The organism is Arthrobacter sp. B10-11 (assembly GCF_033142195.1).
GTDB classification, from domain to species: domain Bacteria; phylum Actinomycetota; class Actinomycetes; order Actinomycetales; family Micrococcaceae; genus Arthrobacter; species Arthrobacter oryzae_C.
In genome coordinates this window covers 360,049-376,819 of sequence record NZ_JAWMTH010000005.1, presented here as the reverse complement: position 1 = coordinate 376,819, position 16,771 = coordinate 360,049, and the positions used below count along the sequence as shown (strand labels likewise).

Annotated in this window: 15 protein-coding genes; 7 read left to right on the top strand and 8 right to left on the bottom strand. The window is 66.7% G+C overall.

From position 1 onward, the window contains the following. Positions 1–61: 61 nt before the first annotated feature. Together RW112_RS17145 and RW112_RS17140 are read right to left on the bottom strand one after the other, a co-directional pair. Positions 62–2,266 (bottom strand): acetyl/propionyl/methylcrotonyl-CoA carboxylase subunit alpha, encoded by a 2,205-nt coding sequence (locus tag RW112_RS17145; RefSeq protein WP_317782906.1) that lies wholly within the window; start codon positions 2,264–2,266, stop codon positions 62–64. Positions 2,267–2,273: 7 nt separating this feature from the next. Beyond that, positions 2,274–3,881, bottom strand: coding sequence for a carboxyl transferase domain-containing protein (locus RW112_RS17140; protein ID WP_317782905.1), 1,608 nt, complete (start codon positions 3,879–3,881; stop codon positions 2,274–2,276). Between the two features lie 152 nt (positions 3,882–4,033). Between RW112_RS17140 and RW112_RS17135 the strand changes: the two genes are divergently transcribed. Further along, positions 4,034–4,708, top strand: coding sequence for a TetR/AcrR family transcriptional regulator (locus RW112_RS17135; RefSeq protein ID WP_411709933.1), 675 nt, complete (start codon positions 4,034–4,036; stop codon positions 4,706–4,708). Positions 4,709–4,770: 62 nt separating this feature from the next. Here the strand turns inward: RW112_RS17135 and RW112_RS17130 are convergent, their stop codons facing one another. From RW112_RS17130 to pdhA, 3 genes are read right to left on the bottom strand one after another with little or no spacing between them, the layout of a single operon-like run. Further along, positions 4,771–6,141: a dihydrolipoamide acetyltransferase family protein gene (locus RW112_RS17130; RefSeq protein WP_317782903.1), complete on the bottom strand. Its 1,371-nt coding sequence runs from the start codon at positions 6,139–6,141 to the stop codon at positions 4,771–4,773. Between the two features lie 8 nt (positions 6,142–6,149). Beyond that, on the bottom strand, positions 6,150–7,160 hold the full coding sequence (locus RW112_RS17125) for an alpha-ketoacid dehydrogenase subunit beta (protein ID WP_317782902.1): 1,011 nt from the start codon (positions 7,158–7,160) through the stop codon (positions 6,150–6,152). Beyond that, the gene (gene pdhA / locus RW112_RS17120; RefSeq protein ID WP_317782901.1) at positions 7,160–8,338 is read right to left on the bottom strand and encodes a pyruvate dehydrogenase (acetyl-transferring) E1 component subunit alpha; all 1,179 of its coding nucleotides are present in this window, start codon (positions 8,336–8,338) and stop codon (positions 7,160–7,162) included. The genes RW112_RS17125 and pdhA overlap by 1 nt, the downstream gene beginning before the upstream one ends. Positions 8,339–8,534: 196 nt before the next feature. On the opposite strand from pdhA, the gene RW112_RS17115 reads away from it, so the two are divergent. Further along, a complete protein-coding gene (locus tag RW112_RS17115) occupies positions 8,535–9,008 on the top strand; it encodes an Lrp/AsnC family transcriptional regulator (protein WP_305940341.1) in 474 nt (157 codons plus the stop codon). 120 nt (positions 9,009–9,128) lie between these two features. Continuing rightward, positions 9,129–9,980 carry a hypothetical protein gene (locus RW112_RS17110; RefSeq protein WP_317782900.1) on the top strand — a complete coding sequence of 284 codons (852 nt, stop codon included), beginning with the start codon at positions 9,129–9,131 and terminating at the stop codon, positions 9,978–9,980. Positions 9,981–10,071: 91 nt separating this feature from the next. Here RW112_RS17110 and RW112_RS17105 read toward each other — a convergent pair whose 3' ends face one another. Both RW112_RS17105 and RW112_RS17100 read right to left on the bottom strand, forming a co-directional pair. Continuing rightward, on the bottom strand, positions 10,072–11,691 hold the full coding sequence (locus tag RW112_RS17105; RefSeq protein ID WP_317782899.1) for a cation acetate symporter: 1,620 nt from the start codon (positions 11,689–11,691) through the stop codon (positions 10,072–10,074). Beyond that, complete coding sequence (locus tag RW112_RS17100; RefSeq protein WP_317782898.1) at positions 11,688–12,068, bottom strand: DUF485 domain-containing protein; 381 nt, start codon at positions 12,066–12,068, stop codon at positions 11,688–11,690. Before RW112_RS17100 ends, RW112_RS17105 begins: the two co-directional genes overlap by 4 nt. 199 nt (positions 12,069–12,267) lie before the next feature. On the opposite strand from RW112_RS17100, the gene RW112_RS17095 reads away from it, so the two are divergent. Genes RW112_RS17095 through RW112_RS17080 form a run of 4 tightly spaced genes read left to right on the top strand, consistent with a single transcriptional unit; the run spans position 12,268 to position 16,101 of the window. Continuing rightward, positions 12,268–13,485 (top strand): sensor histidine kinase, encoded by a 1,218-nt coding sequence (locus tag RW112_RS17095; protein WP_317782897.1) that lies wholly within the window; start codon positions 12,268–12,270, stop codon positions 13,483–13,485. A 45-nt stretch (positions 13,486–13,530) separates the two neighbouring features. After that, positions 13,531–14,250: a LytTR family DNA-binding domain-containing protein gene (locus RW112_RS17090; RefSeq protein ID WP_317782896.1), complete on the top strand. Its 720-nt coding sequence runs from the start codon at positions 13,531–13,533 to the stop codon at positions 14,248–14,250. Then, complete coding sequence (locus RW112_RS17085) at positions 14,247–14,597, top strand: hypothetical protein (protein WP_317782895.1); 351 nt, start codon at positions 14,247–14,249, stop codon at positions 14,595–14,597. The genes RW112_RS17090 and RW112_RS17085 overlap by 4 nt, the downstream gene beginning before the upstream one ends. Positions 14,598–14,604: 7 nt before the next feature. After that, positions 14,605–16,101 carry a cation acetate symporter gene (locus RW112_RS17080; protein WP_317782894.1) on the top strand — a complete coding sequence of 499 codons (1,497 nt, stop codon included), beginning with the start codon at positions 14,605–14,607 and terminating at the stop codon, positions 16,099–16,101. Positions 16,102–16,176: 75 nt separating this feature from the next. Here the strand turns inward: RW112_RS17080 and RW112_RS17075 are convergent, their stop codons facing one another. After that, positions 16,177–16,761, bottom strand: a complete 585-nt coding sequence (locus RW112_RS17075) for a DivIVA domain-containing protein (RefSeq protein ID WP_317782893.1) — start codon at positions 16,759–16,761, stop codon at positions 16,177–16,179. Positions 16,762–16,771 lie beyond the last annotated feature (10 nt).

Genomic DNA, 16,771 nt, shown 5'->3' with positions numbered 1-16,771 from the left:
TTTCCTTTGTCTAAGTCTGTAACGGGTCTGTTGGTGTACTGAAGGTGGGGATGCGGGACGGCTACTCTGCCGCGCCCATGGCAATAACGGATTCCCCTACCGCGTCCTCGGCTGCGTCCGCCGCCGATGGCGGCGCCGCGGGGTGGACGGTGGCAAGCACCTGGTCCGCCTTGACCAGGTCGCCGGACGCGGCGCTGATGTGGACTGTGCCCTCAAGCGGTGCAACGAGCTGGTGCTCCATCTTCATCGCCTCCACTGAGAGCAGGACCTGGCCGGCCTCCACGTGGTCGCCGTCGCTGACGGAGACGGAGACCACCGTGCCGGGCATGGGCGAGCGCACCGCCGGGTCCGCGGCGCCTTCCTCGCGCTGCACCGCAGCCAGGACGCGGGCGAGCCGGGATTCGCGGGTGAGCACCTCAAGCCGGCAGGACCAGCCCTCGTTGCCGAGGAAGATGGTCTGGGGATTGCCCTGCGGAGGGCGGGAGTCCCGGAAACTGCCCAGCGCGTACCGGACTTCTTCACCGTCGATTTCCAGGTAGACGTTGTCACTGGACAGACCGATCACAATCACCTTGTGCGCGGGACCATCGTTGACGCGGACAAGGGCGTGGCCCAGATCGAGGTTGCTCAGCCAGGTGACGGCCACGGTGGCCAGTCCCCTGCCGGGCGTTCCGAAGCTCATCCGCCACGGCGCGGATGCACCGATGCGCCAGCCGGTGGTGGTATCCCAGGGGGACCGCACCGTGACCGGGGCCTCCGCCAGGACCCACAACTGCATGGCGGCGGCGATGAGCTCGGCGTCCCCGATCAGCCGGAAGGTGAAGTCCGGCATTTTGCGTTCGATCAGCCCGGTATCGAGCCGGCCGGCCCGGACGTCGGGTTCGTTGATGAGCAGGCGCAGGTATTCGACATTGGTGTCGATGCCCAGCGCTGTGTAGCGCGAAAGTGCCGTGTCGAGTTTGTCCAGCGCGGCTGTGCGGTCCCTGCCCCAGGCGATCACTTTGGACACCATGGGATCGTAATCGCTGGAAATTTCGAGTCCCTTGAGCAGGGCGGAGTCAATGCGGATGTCCGGATCGGCGGCCGCCGGAGTCAACGAGTCCAGCTCGTCCATGGCGGTGAAAATTTCCCCGCGCTCGTCCAGGAGAATGACCTCACCGGTGGACGGCAGGAAGTTCCGTTCCGGGATTTCCGCGTAGACGCGCGCTTCCACCGAGTGCCCGTCAAGCACGACGTCGTCCTGGCGGACGGTGAGTTCCTCGCCGGCGGCGATGCGCACCTGCCATTCGACCAGGTCGATTCCGGTGACCATCTCGGTGACGGGGTGTTCCACCTGCAGGCGGGTGTTCATCTCCATGAAGTAGAACTCGTCCGGGGCGTTGTCGGACACCAGGAACTCCACGGTGCCTGCGCCGCTGTAGTGGACGCTGCGGGCCGCGTTGCAGGCCGCCTCGCCGATCCGCGCACGGACGGCGGCGCCGTCGGGCAGTGATTCCAGCAGCGGCGAGGGCGCTTCCTCAATCACTTTCTGGTGGCGCCGCTGCAGGGAGCATTCGCGCTCCCCCAGATGGATCACGTTGCCGTGGTTGTCCGCCAGGACCTGCACTTCGATATGCCGCGGGGTCGTGACCAGCCGCTCCAGGAACAGGGTGTCGTCGCCGAAGGCGCTGGCCGCGACCCGGCGGGCGGTGGCGAGGGTGGCTTCCAGGTCCTCGGGGCGTTCGACCACGTGCATGCCCTTCCCGCCGCCGCCGGCGGAGGGCTTGATCAGCAGCGGGAAGCCGACGCCGGCCGCTGCCTCGATGAGCTGCGCGTCGCTCATGCCGGGTTTGGCGATGCCCGGGACCACGGGGACGCCGTAGCCGGTGACGTGGTTCTTGGAGCGGATCTTGTCGCCCATGACGTTCAGGGATTCAACGCCAGGGCCGATGAAGGTAATCCCGGCCTGTTCCAGGGCGCGGGCGAAGTCGACATTCTCGCTGAGGAAGCCGTAGCCCGGGTGCACGGCCTCGGCGCCGGTGTCGCGGCAGGCCTGGATGACGGCCTCGATCTTGAGGTAGCTCTCGGTCGCCGCCGCGGGGCCGATCCGCACGGCGACGTCGGCCTCCCGCACGTGGCGCGCACCGGCGTCGGCTTCGCTGTAGACGGCCACCGAACGGATGCCCAGGGCGCGCAAAGTGCGGATGACACGGCAGGCGATCTCGCCGCGGTTGGCCACCAGCACGGTGCCGAAGAGCGGCTTCTGGGGCGATGAGGGGGTAGTCATTTCTGGCTCACATCCGGAAGAGGCCGAAGGAGGTCTCCGGCAGCGGGGTGCGGGAGACGACGTCGAGCGCCAGTCCCAGGACGGTGCGGGTGTCCGCGGGGTCGATCACGCCGTCATCCCACAGACGGGCGGTGGAGTAATAGGGGCTGCCCTGGTCCTCATACTGCTGCTTGATGGGTGCCTTGAAGGCTTCCTCGTCCGCGGCGGACCATTCCTCGCCGCGGGCCTCATACTGGTCCCGCTTCACGGTGGCCAGCACGCTGGAAGCCTGGTTGCCGCCCATCACGGAGATCCGCGACGCCGGCCACATCCACAGGAAGCGGGGCGAATAGGCCCGCCCGCACATGGAGTAGTTCCCGGCGCCGAAGGAGCCGCCGATCACCACTGTCAGCTTGGGCACGCGCGCGGTGGCCACGGCCGTGACCATCTTGGCGCCGTTCTTGGCGATGCCGCCCTGCTCGTAGTCCTTGCCCACCATGAAGCCGGACAGGTTCTGCAGGAAGATCAGCGGGATGCCGCGCTGGTCACAGAGCTCGATGAAGTGGGCGCCCTTGAGCGAAGACTCGCTGAAGAGCACGCCGTTGTTGGCCACGATGCCCACCGGATGGCCGTGCAGCTTCGCGAAGCCAGTCACCAGGGTGGTGCCGTAGTTCTTCTTGAACTCGTGGAAGCGGCTTGCGTCCACCAGCCGGGCGATCACCTCACGCACGTCGTACTGGGCATTGACGTCCGTGGGGACGGCGCCGTAGAGCTCCTCCGGATCCGCGACCGGTTCGACGGCGGCGTCGATGTCCCAGGCGGGGGCGGCCGGGCGGGGCAGGGTGGACACGATGTCCCGGACGATCTGGAGGGCATGCTCATCGTTCTCGGCCAGGTGGTCGGTGACGCCTGAGATTTTCGAATGGACGTCCCCGCCGCCAAGTTCCTCGGCCGTGACGATCTCACCGATCGCGGCTTTCACCAGCGGCGGCCCGCCCAGGAAGATGGTGCCCTGGTTGCGGACAATCACGGTTTCGTCGCTCATCGCGGGGACATAGGCGCCGCCGGCGGTGCACGAACCCATCACGGAGGCGATCTGCGGGATCCCTGCCGCGGACATCTTCGCCTGGTTGAAGAAGATCCGGCCAAAATGTTCCTTGTCCGGGAAGACCTCGTCCTGCTTCGGCAGGAAGGCCCCTCCGGAATCCACGAGGTAGATGCAGGGCAGCCGGTTCTCCAGCGCGATTTCCTGCGCCCGGAGGTGCTTCTTGACCGTCATCGGATAGTAGGTGCCGCCCTTGACCGTGGCGTCGTTGGAGATGACCAGCACCTGGCGGCCGTGGACCAGGCCGATCCCCGCAATGACGCCGGCACCGGGGGAATCGTCGTTGTACATGCCGTTGGCGGCGAGCGGCGCGATCTCTAGGAACGGGCTGCCGTCGTCGAGCAACTGGTCGATGCGCTCACGGGGCAGCAGCTTGCCCCGTGCCACGTGCCGCTCCCGGGACTTCTCCGGCCCGCCCAGCGCTGCTGTCGCGAGGCGTTCCTTCAGCTCGCGGGCCAGCCCCAGCTGGGCCTCGCGGTTCGCGGCGTAGGCGGCGCTGCCGGTGTCCACCAGGCTGGCGATTGTCTCCATTGACTGCTTCCGTTCCCGGACGCCCGGCGGGGCCGTCCTGAGCAATTCGGTTAGTACCGCATAACTGAGATTTAGGTTAGTCTCTATTAACTGTGATGTCCAACACGCGCCCGCCTTGCTAGGATTTGCAGTTCCAAGGAGGAAATGTGCCGATCACTGAGCGCAGCCCCGGCAGCCCGGCGGACCAGCGGGTCGGGGATGCAACCGAGCGGGTCCAGACCACCCAGCGCAGCCGGGCGAAGGAAAGCCGGCGGCAGGCGCTGCTGTCCTCCGCGGCCACGCTTTTTGCCGTCGACGGCTTCAACCGCGTTTCGCTGGAAGACCTGGGCGCCGCCGCCGGCGTCAGCGGCCCGGCCGTTTACCGGCATTTCGCGGGCAAGCAGGCGGTCCTCGGGGCCCTGTTGCTCAGCGTGAGCCAGGAGCTGCTGGAGGGCGGCCGGCGCGTGGTTGCGGACGCCGCTGATCCCGCCGCCGCCCTGGCCCGGTTGGTTCAGTTCCATGTGGATTTCGCCCTGAGCAATCCCGACGTCATCCGGGTCCAGGACCGCGACTTCAGCAACCTGTCCGACGACGACCAGGCCGAGGTCCGCACGCTGCAGCGCAACTACGTGGAGCTGTGGGTGGAGGTGCTGCAGGCGCTGCACGCGGGCACGGACACCGCAGAGCTCCGGATGCGCGCACACGCCGCGTTCGGCCTCATCAACTCCACGCCGCATTCGGTCCGCAGCCACGGGCGGCGGGTCGCGGCCAAGTCTGCCAGGCCGCTGCTGGAGAGCATGGCCCTCGCCGCCCTCCTGGTAGCCGCCAGCCCCGTGCCCGGGGAGTAGAAGCAACACTGCCGGCCGCCCGTTCCTTGCGGAACCGGCAGCCGGCAGTTCGTGCGGATTGGCTAGACCATGGCCAGGACCATGCCCGGGTCCGCCAGGATCGCCCCGATGTCCGCCAGGAAGCGGGACCCCTGTTCGCCGTCCACCAGCCGGTGGTCAAAGGACAGGCTCAGGGTCATGACCTGGCGCAGTGCCACTTCATCCTTGTATTCCCACGGCATCCTCCGGACAGCACCCATGGCGAGGATGGCTGCTTCGCCCGGGTTGAGGATGGGAGTGCCGGCATCGATGCCGAACACTCCGATGTTGGTGATGGAGATGGTGCCGCCGGAGAGCTCGGCCGGGCTTGTCTTGCCGGACCGGGCGGTCTCGGTCAGGGCCGTGATGGCCGTGGACAGCTCGGTCAGGGACATACGGTCCGCATCCTTGATGTTCGGCACGGTCAGTCCCCGGGGAGTCGCCGCGGCAATTCCGAGGTTCACGTAGTTGAACTGCACGATCTCCTGGCTGGCCTCCTCCCAGCGCGAATTCAGCGACGGCTGGCGGCGGAGGGCGATCAGCAAAGCCTTGGCCACGAGTGTCAGCGGAGTGAGCTTGAGGCCTTCAAAAGCCCGGCTTGCCTTGAGCCGGGCCAGCAGCTCCATGGTGGGGGTGACATCGATGGTCAGGAATTCCGTGGCGTGCGGTGCCGTGAAAGCACTGGACACCATGGCTGCCGCGGTCAGCTTGCGGACACCCTTGATGGGCGTCCGGGTTTCGCGTTCTCCGGGGGCGCCGGTTCCGGTGCCCGCTCCGGCCAGGGCGCGGGCAGCCGCCGGAAGGTCTCCCCCGCCGACAAAGTTCCGGACGTCGTCGCGCGTGATCAGACCTCCGGCGCCGGTGCCGGCCACTTCCGTGAGCTCAACACCGAGGTCCTTGGCCAGCTTCCGGACGGGCGGCGTGGACCGCGGACGTTCGGCAGGGGTTGCGGTGCCGACGCGTCCGGCCGCCGGGGCCTTGGCCGGCTCCGCCGCCGGGGCAGCGTCCGCTCGCGCCGGGGCTGTGGCGGGCTCCGCCACCGGCGAAGCGAACGTGCGGGCACGCCGTGCCGGACGGCCGGAACTTTCGACGACGGCGCCGTACCCCACGAGGTTGGGTTCCCTTTTGGCGGTCTCCGCCTGGGCCGGACCTCCGGCGGCGGGGCCGCCGTCGTCGCCCTCAACCTCGAACGAAACGATCGGCTTGCCAACCTCCACCACGGTTCCCGCCTTTTCGTGGAGGGCGGTGATCACACCTGCGAACGGCGACGGCAGTTCCACGACCGCTTTGGCGGTCTCCACTTCGGCAATGACCTGGTTCAGGGCCACGGTATCGCCCACGGCCACTTTCCAGCTAAGGATTTCTGATTCCGTCAGCCCTTCACCGAGGTCCGGGAGCCTGAATTCCTTGATCATGGCGGCGCTCATCCTTCCAGCCCGCTGAGGGAGTTGGGACGGCCCAGGGCACGGTCCACACCGTCAAGGATTCTGTCCAGACCTGGCAAATGGTGCATTTCGACTTTCGAGTAGGGGTACGGGATGTCGAAGCCCGTGACGCGGACCGGGGCGGCTTCAAGGTGGTAGAAGCAGCGTTCGGTGATACTCGCGGCCACTTCCGCTCCGAGCCCGCCGGACTGACCGGCCTCGTGCGTGATCACCAGCCGTCCCGTCTTGCGAACGGAGGCCTCCAGCGTTGCGAAGTCCACCGGGGCCAGCGAGCGCAGGTCGATCACCTCAATGGAGATGCCCTCGTCCGCCGCGGCCAGGGCGGCGTCCTTGGCGGTTTTGACCAGCGGACCATACGCAACGAGCGTGACGTCCGTGCCTTCGGTCACCACCCGCGCCTTTTCCATGGACAGCGCGGCGGCGGGTTCGATGGACTCGTCCACCTCGCCCTTGTCGTGGTAGCGGCGCTTCGGCTCGAAGTACAGTACCGGATCGTCGAGGGCGATGGCCTGCTGGATCATGGTGTGGGCGTCCTGCGGCGTGGAAGGGCTGACCACGCGAAGGCCGGACGTGTGGGTGAAGTACGCCTCAGGAGACTCGGAATGGTGTTCCGGCGAACCGATACCGCCGCCAAACGGCACTCGCACGGTGATGGGCATCTTCACTGCGCCCTGCGTGCGGTAGTGGATCTTGGCCACCTGGGACACGATCTGGTCGAAGGCGGGATAGATGAACCCGTCGAACTGGATTTCCACCACCGGCCGGTAACCCCGGTAGGCAAGGCCGACGGCGGTGCCCATAATCGCGGACTCGGCGAGCGGGGTGTCCACGACGCGGTGTTTGCCGAAGTCCTTCTGCAACCCGTCGGTCACACGGAAGACACCGCCGAGGGTGCCGATGTCCTCGCCCATCAGGATCACCTTGGGGTCGTTTTCGAGGGACTTGCGGAGCCCGGAGTTGATTGCCCGGGCAAAGGTCATCTGCGTCATCAGCGAGCACCTTCTTCTGAGTTGGCTCCTGCGGGATCGCCGAAGGAAGCCAGGTAGCGGGAGTAATGGTCCTCCTGGCGGTCCAGCCAGGAGTTGGGGGTGCTGTAGACGTTCTTGAAGATGTCCATCGGCTCCGGATCCGGCATGTTGATGCACCCGGCCCGCATTTCCCGGGCCACGGCCTCGGCCTTGGCAGCCACCCGGGCCTCCAACTGCTCCGTCAGCAGCCCCTTGCGTTCCAGCAGGCCCCTGACCCGGGCAATCGGGTCCTTGGCCGCCCAGTCCTCAAGTTCGTTGGCATCCCGGTACCGTGTGGGGTCGTCGGCAGTGGTGTGCGGTCCCATCCGGTAAGTGACTGCCTCGATGAACGTGGGCCCTCCGCCGTGGCGGGCCCGTTCGATTGCCTCGCGCGTGGCCGCCATCACCGCCAGGACATCATTGCCGTCCACCTGGACGCTGGGGATGCCGAACCCGGCCGCACGGTCGGCGATCCTGATGTGCGACTGCAGCCGGACCGGTTCGGAAATGGCCCAGTGGTTGTTCTGGCAGAAGAAGACCACCGGGGACTGGAAGCTGGCGGCGAAGACCATCGCCTCGTTGACGTCGCCCTCACTGGTGGCACCGTCGCCGAAATATGTGATGGCCACGGAGTCGGCGCCGTCATTCTGGATGCCCATGGCATAGCCGGTCGCGTGGAGGGTCTGGGCGCCGATAATGATTTGGGGAGTGGCCATGTTGACCGTGTAGGGGTCCCAGCCCGAGGACGCGTTGCCCCGCCAGACCTTGAGGATGTCCGCCAGGTCCACGCCGCGGCAGTAGGCGACGCCGTTCTCGCGGTAGCTGGAAAACACGAAGTCATCGTCGCGGAGCGACCTCGCGGAACCTATCTGGGAAGCCTCCTGCCCCAGCATCGGCGGCCACAAGCCAAGCTCCCCCTGGCGCTGGAGGGCGGTGGCTTCGGTATCGATCCGGCGGATGACCACCATATCCTCGTACAGGGACGCCAGCTGCTCATCAGTGACTTCCCGAACCCAGGCGTCGTACTGCGGATGACTGACACGCTCACCCCCGGGCGTGATCAGTTGGACCAGGGTGCCGCCCGCCCCGTGGTGATGTCCTGAACTGCTGTCCGGGCCGTCCGCGGCATTGCCGCCCTGACCCAACTCGTCTGTAAACACAGTTGCACGCAACCTTCATACGTCGTGTCACCGGCGCTCAAGGAACTCGTGATCCCCGTGCACGCCAGCCGCCCGGGCGCCGTTGCCCCGGATAATTGTGACGATACTCACAATGCTCATTGGGTACAACCGCTGCAACAGAAACTGAGCAGAATGCCCTGTAACAGCCTCCATCTCCGTGCTAATCTTGCGCATTATGCAAGCTCTGGATGGCACTGACACCCGGCTCCTATCAGCCCTCGCGAAGGATCCGAAACGAACGGTGGTGGCCCTGGCGCAGAAGCTCGGGCTCTCGCGCAACACCGTGCAGGCCCGGATGGCCCAGCTGGAGAAGAAACATGTCTTTCTGTCCTTCGAACGGCGCATTAATCCGGCCGCACTGGGATACCCGCTGATGGCGTTTATTTCCGTCCATGTGCAGCAGCAGAAGCTGGGACAGCTGGCGGTGGACCTGGCCGGCATCCCGGAAATCCTGGAAGGCTACGGCCTGACCGGCTCGGCCGACCTCCTGCTGCGGGTGGTGGCGCTGGACGCCGAAGACCTTTTCCGGATCAACGGCAAGATCCTGGCGTGTGACGGCGTGGACCGGACCGACACGGCGCTCGCCATGGGAGAGCTCATCCCCTTCCGGATCCAGCCGCTACTGGAGCGGGGTCCCGCCGAAGCGTGACGTGCCGCTTCCGGCTGATGATGCCGGGGGTTATAGGCTGGGTCGAGTTGAACGAATCGCGGCCGGGAACGGACCGTGCAATCAGGCAGTGGCCAGGCCGGCTGCCGGAAAGGCTTGATCTTGAGCAATCCTCAGGAACCGAACCAGCCTGACGAACCGGATGCCGGCGGCGAGCGGCGCCGGCGGCGGCAGCCTCCTCCCGTCCCGCCATACGACCCTTCAGGCCCGCAGACGCCGCCACCGCACTACGGGTCCCCCGGGCACAAGACTCCGGACGAGCACGGGGCTCCGGGCGAGCAGGGAATTCCGGGACAGCAGCCGATCCCGCATTACGGCGAACCCGAGTACGGGCAGCCCCGCCACGGTCAGCCGCAACCCGGAGATCCCCGCGAGGGGCAGCCGGAGGACGTAACCCCGCAGACCGGCACCCCGCAGTACGAAAGCTCCCAACCCGCCCACCCGCAGTACGGAAGCTCCCCCTACGGCGCTCCGCAATACACCGATCCCGGGCCCTACGGCGTCCCCGGCCAGCACCCGCCCGCCAAGAGCCGCAAGAAGCTATGGATCATCCTGGGCATCGTGGGCGGTGTTCTGCTGCTCGCCATCGTGGGAGTCGCACTACTGGTCAACCTCGTGGGCGGCGCAACCAGCAAAGCCAAGGGCCTGGCGGAGGATTTCACTCAGCTCGTCATTGCCGGCGACACCGATACCGCCTATGACGACTTCCTCGACCCGGCCCTCCAGGACAAGCTCTCCAAGGAGGAATTCGCCGCCGGCGTCCAAAGCCTCGAACTGGACGAGACCTGCAAGCCGACGTACAACGACTTCAAGGTCAGCAGCGACAACGGCAACAACGCTGCCGACGTCGCCGGGGTCATCAACTGCGAAGGCAAGGACGTGGACCTCGCGTACCGTTTCGACGGCAACAAGGATATGAAGATGATCAACATCAAACTCCGGCCAAAGGCCTGAACGCCACATCGCAGCGACGCAACACAGCAGTAGACACAGCAGGAGCTCCCGTCATTGACGGGAGCTCCTGTTGTTTTTGTCGGCCCGGAACCTAGTGGCCCACTGCCTTCTCGGCACCGACGCCGGTCAGGGAACGGACTTCCATTTCGGCCTGCTTGGTGGTGTCCTCCAGCTTCTTGTCCAGCACCGAACCGAGCCAGCCCAGGAAGAACGCGAGCGGGATGGAAACGATGCCGGGGTTGCTGAGCGGGAAGATCGCGAAGTTGGCGCCCGGGATCATGGACGTCTTGGCGCCCGAGACCACCGGCGACAGGGCAATCAGGATGATCGCCGAGCCCAACCCGCCGTACATGCTCCAGATGGCGCCCTGGGTGGTGAACTTACGCCAGAACAGCGAATACACGATGGTGGGCAGGTTCGCCGAAGCAGCCACGGCGAAGGCGAGCGCCACGAGGAACGCCACGTTCTGGCCGTTGGCGAAGATGCCGCCGGCAATGGCCAGGAGCCCGATGACCACTACGGTGCGCCGGGCAACCTTGACCTCCGTGTCGGCGTCGGCCTTCCCCTTGGCAATCACGCTGGCGTAGATGTCGTGGGCAAACGACGCCGCTGCCGTGATGGTGAGGCCGGCCACGACGGCCAGGATGGTGGCGAACGCGACCGCCGAGATAAAGCCGAGCAGCAGCGGGCCGCCGAGGTGGAATGCCAGCAGCGGTGCGGCCGAGTTGACGCCGCCCGGGGCCCCCTTGATGGTTTCGGCGCCTACCAGTGCCGCAGCACCGTAGCCGAGGACCAGGGTGAACAGGTAGAACAGGCCGATCAGCCAGATGGACCAGACCACCGACTTGCGGGCTTCCTTGGCGGTGGGCACAGTGTAGAAGCGCATCAGGACGTGGGGCAGGGCCGCGGTGCCGAGCACGAGGGCCAGGCCCAGGGACATGAAGTCGAGCTTGGACGTCTCGGTCTTGCCGTACTGCAGGCCGGGGTTGAGGACGTTCGGGTTGCCCGAAGCCTCCACCGCGCCGCCGAGCAGGTCGGAGAGGTTGAATCCGTAGATGGCGAGGACCCAGAAGGTCATCACGGCAGCGCCGGCAATCAGGAGCATGGCCTTGATGATCTGGACCCAGGTGGTGCCCTTCATGCCGCCAATCAGCACGTACATGATCATCAGGGCGCCGACGACGATAATGACCAGCGCCTGTCCGCCCCAGTCGCTGATGCCCAGGAGCAGGGAGATCAGGCTGCCGGCTCCCGCCATCTGCGCCAGAAGGTAGAAGAAGCAGACAGCAAGGGTGGAGATGGCTGCCGCGATGCGGACCGGGCGCTGCTTCAGCCGGAAGGAGAGTACATCGGCCATGGTGAACTTGCCGGTGTTGCGGAGCAGTTCGGCGACGAGCAACAAGGCGACGAGCCAGGCGACCAGGAAGCCGATGGAGTACATGAAGCCGTCATAGCCGTTGATGGCGATGGCGCCGGTAATGCCCAGGAATGAGGCGGCGGAGAGGTAATCGCCGGCGATGGCGGTGCCGTTCTGCGGGCCGGTGAACGACCGTCCGGCGGCATAGTAGTCTGCCGCCGTCTTGTTGTTGCGGCTGGCCTTGATCACGATGATCATGGTGACCGCCACGAACAGGCCGAAGATGCCCATGTTCAGCAGGGTGGTTTCCTTGAGGTCCGCAACGTCAACGGCGGCGGGAATCATGAGCGTCATTTCGTTACCCCGCTGATTTTGTTGCCTTCCTTATCGAACTCGTGACCTTCAATTTCGTGCCGGATTTCAGCGGCGATGGGATCGAGCCGCCGGTTGGAGTAGCTCACGTACCAGCCGGTGATCGCGAACGTGGACACAAACTGCAGCAGGCCCATGATCAGCCCGATGTTGATGTTGCCCCAGACCTTGGTGGACATAAAGCCGACTGCGTAGTCGGCCAGGAGGACGTATGCGAAATACCAGAGCAGGAACGCAACGGCCATCGGAAAGACAAAGCTGCGGTGACGCTTGCGCAGTTCCTGGAACTGCTTGGTCGACTGGACTTGCTTGAAGTCCACGGACGCCGCTGCGTCCGGAGTTGGGGCATCGTTACCCATCATTCCTCCTCATTGAGACTTGCCATCCACACCTGCTGCCCCTGTCCCCCACAGACAGTCCCAGCCAATGTGACTGCAATCACTGTGCCCCGTGATGCGGCTTACATTCCAGAGAACTCCGCAGGGCCGTCGCTCAGCGGTCCCGCTGCTGCGCCAAACGGCACCCCGCGGCTACGCCGGGCAGGCTACGCTGGGCACCATGCCGGACTCCCCCTTGTTCACCGCTGCGGCCGTTGCCGTGATCGCGATGGCGATCGCCGTCGTCGTCTTCGTGGGACTCAAAGTCCTGCGGTCCTTCCGGGAACTGGGGACCGATGCGGAACGGGCCACCTACAAGACCCTGCACGCGGCCTCACGGGCCGGCCAGCACCTGCGCACCGGGCTGAACCCCGCGGGCGCGGCCAAAGCCAGCAGGCAGCTCCGCACCATCCTGGGCTGCGATGCCCTGGCCATCACCGACACATCGGGGGTCCTGGCCTGGGACGGCGCCGCGGAAGAACTGAAACCGTCCCTGATGGGCCTCGCCGCAAAAGTGCTCGACGGCGGCCACACGGCGGTGATCCCGGCAGGCGAGCTGCAGATGCTGGCCGGAGACACCGCCTCCGGTCCGATCACGCCCGACGTCGAACGCGCAGTGGTCATTGCCCCCATCAAGGCCGGAGCGCGGGTGGTGGGCGTGGTGGCGGCCTTCGCGCCGTCAACGGGCGCCGGGCTGGTCAGGGCCACCGGCGAAGTGGCCGACTGGGTGGCGGCCCAGGTTGAACTCGCCGAACTCGACGCCTCCCGGACCCTCCTGATGGAGGCCGAAGTCCGCGCCCTCCGCGCCCAGATCAGCCCGCATTTCATCTACAACTCCCTCAACGCCATCGCGTCCTTCATCAACACCGACCCTGTGCGGGCCCGGGAACTGGTGGTGGAATTTGCCGACTTCACCCGCTACTCGTTCCGCCGCCACGGGGACTTCACCACCCTCGCCGAAGAACTCCGGTGCATCGACCGCTACCTGCTGCTGGAACGGGCGCGCTTCGGCGACCGCGTGCAGGTGAGCCTGCGGATCGCCCCCGAGGTGCTGAGCACGGTAATCCCGTTCCTCAGCCTGCAGCCCTTGGTGGAAAATGCAGTCCGGCACGGGCTGGAGGCCAAGGAAGGTCCAGGGCATATCACCATTGCGGCGAATGATTCCGGCGCGTTCGCCGAGGTAACCATCGAGGACGACGGCGTGGGGATGGATCCCGAACAGCTGCGGTCCATGCTGGCCGGACACAGCGACGGCGACCATGTGGGGCTTCGGAACGTGGATGCCCGGCTCCGCCAGGTCTACGGCGAGGACAACGGCCTGGTCATCGAAACGGCACCCGGCGAGGGAACACTGATCACCATGCGCGTTCCCAAGTCGCAGCCCGGCCACGATGCCTGAGCGCCACGGGCCTCACCGGCCGGAGCGCCGGGATAATCTAGAACCATGATTAACGTCCTCGTCGCCGACGACGAGCTGCCCGCTGTTGAGGAACTGGCCTTCCTGCTGGGCCGGGACGACCGGATCGGGGCCATCCACCGGGCGTCCTCCGGCGCGGAGGCCCTCCGGGTGCTCGACGCCGAGACGGTGGACGCCGTGTTCCTGGACATCCACATGCCCGCCCTGTCAGGCCTGGACATTGCCCGGGCCATTTCACGCAGCAGCAATCCCCCGGCGGTCGTGTTCGTTACCGCCGACGAGGACTGCGCCCTGGAAGCGTTCGAACTTGCCGCCGTCGACTACCTGCTGAAACCCGTCCGCGCCGAGCGCCTGGCCAGGTCTGTGGGACGCATCAGCGAACTGATGAAGGACGGCGCCGCAACACCGGAAATGATCACGGTGGACCTCGGCGGCACCACACGGATGATCCGGCGCGACGACGTTACGTACGTCCAGGCACAGGGCGACTACGCGCGGCTGCACACAGCGGATGCCAGCTACCTCATCCGCGTCCCGCTGGCCGATCTGGAGCAGCAGTGGGCCGAGGCAGGGTTCCTTCGCACCCACCGGTCCTACCTCATCGCCCTCAACCACGTCAGCCACATGAAGCTCGCCTCAGCCCGGCCGACCGTTACCGTGGCCGGGGCGGAACTGCCCATCAGCCGCCGCCACCTGCCGTCTGTTCGGGAGAAGCTCGAAACAACCCGGATCCGGCCGCAGGCATGACCCGCGTCAGGGTGACGGCCCCGCGGTCCGCGGCAAAGCCCGTGATGGATTCCCGCGTAGCCGCCGAGGAGTCCGATGTGGGCCAGGTGTTTGTCCGGTCCCTGATCCGCTCCCAGCTGCACCTGGCGCTCGTGGTGGCCGCGGGGTTCCTGCTGATCCTGCTCGCCTTTCCGCTCATGCTGGGACTGGTTCCCGGACTGGCGGAGGCGAAGATCGCGGGCATCCCCTTCGGCTGGTTTCTCCTCGGCGCCGGGATCTACCCGGTGATCGGCCTCAGTGCGTGGCTCTACATCCGGACGGCCGCCCGCAACGAGGCCCGGTACCGGGACCTGGCGGAGGACAAGTGAGGCGGCAGTGAACCCGGTGGTGGGCATCGCGGCGTTGGTGGCCGTTTCCGTGGCCACCGCCGTCATCGGGTTTTACGGGCTGCGGATCTCACGCACGACCGGCGACTTCTACGTGGCCTCCCGGACAGTCCGCCCGTGGTGGAACGCGTCAGCAATCGGCGGTGAGTACTTGTCCGCCGCCAGTTTCCTGGGTGTGGCCGGGCTGGTGCTGCTCTCCGGCACGGATGCCCTCTGGTTTCCCATCGGCTACACCGCGGGATACCTGATGCTGCTGCTGTTCGTTGCCGCACCGCTCCGGCGCTCGGGCGCCTACACCATCCCGGACTTCACGGAAGTGCGACTCGATTCACGGGCTGTCCGCCGCGTCACCAGCCTGGTGGTAGTGGTGGTGGGCTGGCTCTACATTGTCCCGCAGCTCCACGGCGCGGCCCTGACGATCCGCATCACCACCGGGCTTCCGTCGTGGGTGGGATCCGTGGCGGTGGTCATCGTCGTGTGCCTGACGGTGGTGGCAGGCGGGATGCGCTCCATCACCTTTGTGCAGGCATTCCAGTACTGGCTGAAACTGACGGCACTGGCCGTGCCCGTGGTGTTCATCGCCCTCGTGCTGGCCGGCAACGGTGCCCCGGCCGTGGCCGACGCCAACACCAATCCCACCGGGCTGGCCCCCACCGGCCCCTACCAGAACATCTCGCTGCTGGTTGCCCTGCTCTTTGGAACGCTGGGGCTGCCGCACGTCCTGGTGCGGTTCTACACCAACCCGGACGGGCATTCGGCTCGCCGCACCACACTGATCGTGCTGGGGCTGCTCTCCGTGTTTTACCTCTTTCCCACCGCCTACGGGCTGCTGGGCCGCATGTTCGCCCCCGGCCTGGCACAGGGTGGCCGGTCGGATGCGCTGGTCCTGCTGCTGCCGGGCCGGTTGATCGGCGGACCCGCAGGGGACATGCTCTCAGCGCTGGTGGTGGCGGGGGCGTTCGCCGCGTTCCTGTCCACCACGTCGGGGCTGGTGGTCTCCCTGGCCGGCGTCATCAGCCAGGACGTGCTGGGCGGGAGTGTCCGCGGCTTCCGGCTGGCAGCCCTGGTTTCGGCAACCGTGCCGCTGGGCTTCGCGTTCATGACCGACTCCCTGGCGCTGGCCGGCAGCGTGGGCCTGGTGTTCGCGTTCACTGCCTCCACGATCTGCCCGGCCCTGTTGCTTGGAATCTGGTGGCGCGGCCTCACGGATGCCGGTGCCATCGCCGGCATGGTGACCGGCGGGGTGCTGTGCGGCGGCGCCCTGGTTGCCGGGGCCCTGTCCGGTCCGGCCGCATCCGGGGCCGCGATGCCGCAGTGGCTTGCACAGCCGGCCGCCTGGACAGTCCCGGCCGCCTTCGCCGTGATGGTCCTGGTCTCCCGTGCCACCAAGGGCCGCGTGCCGCGGACCCTGACGAAGGTGATGACCAGGCTGCACACGCCGGAACGCCCGCTGGCCACCGAACGCCAAGGCACGATTGAACGCTAAGGGCCTTTGAACGCCAGGGTCCGGTGTTGCCAGGGGTTGCCCCGACGGCGAACCGACGGGGAACGCCCGCAACCGTCAGTCGATGGCCGCCATGAGCTCGACCACGCGGTCCAGGAAGGCGTCCACCTGGGTTTCTTCGTAGCCGTCCTTGCCCTTGGCCTGGCGGAAGACCGCGCGGCGGACGTTGTCAACGCTGAGCGGCTGGTCATGCTCTAGGTAGCCGATGAGGTCGTGGCACAGGTTGTCCACGTCCACGGTGTTGTAGCTTCGGACCCGGCCGCCCGCCGGCCGGCGGAACCGTTCGCCGTCGTGGCGGTGCAGCCGGCCGCGCAGGAGGCCGGACAGCTTGCCGATTTCACGGAGCCAGGCGTCCTCGCCGCGCGCGGCGATGAGCTCATCACGTTCGCGCCGGGCGAAGGCATCCTCCAGGCGGTCCAGGGCTGCGTCGACCCCCGCCGCGGCGTAACCGCCCTTGACGGGATCGAAGCAGACGGCCCGGACGTCGGCGCTCTTGATGACCTGGGCGGCTGCCCCCGGGTTCTCGAACGAAATCCGTGCGCGCTGGAGGAACTGGTCCACCTGCTTGGCGTTGTAGCCGTATTCGTTCCGCTGCACGCGGTCAAATGACGCAGGGATCTGCCGTTGAATGTCCACTGTCACGTTGCTTTCC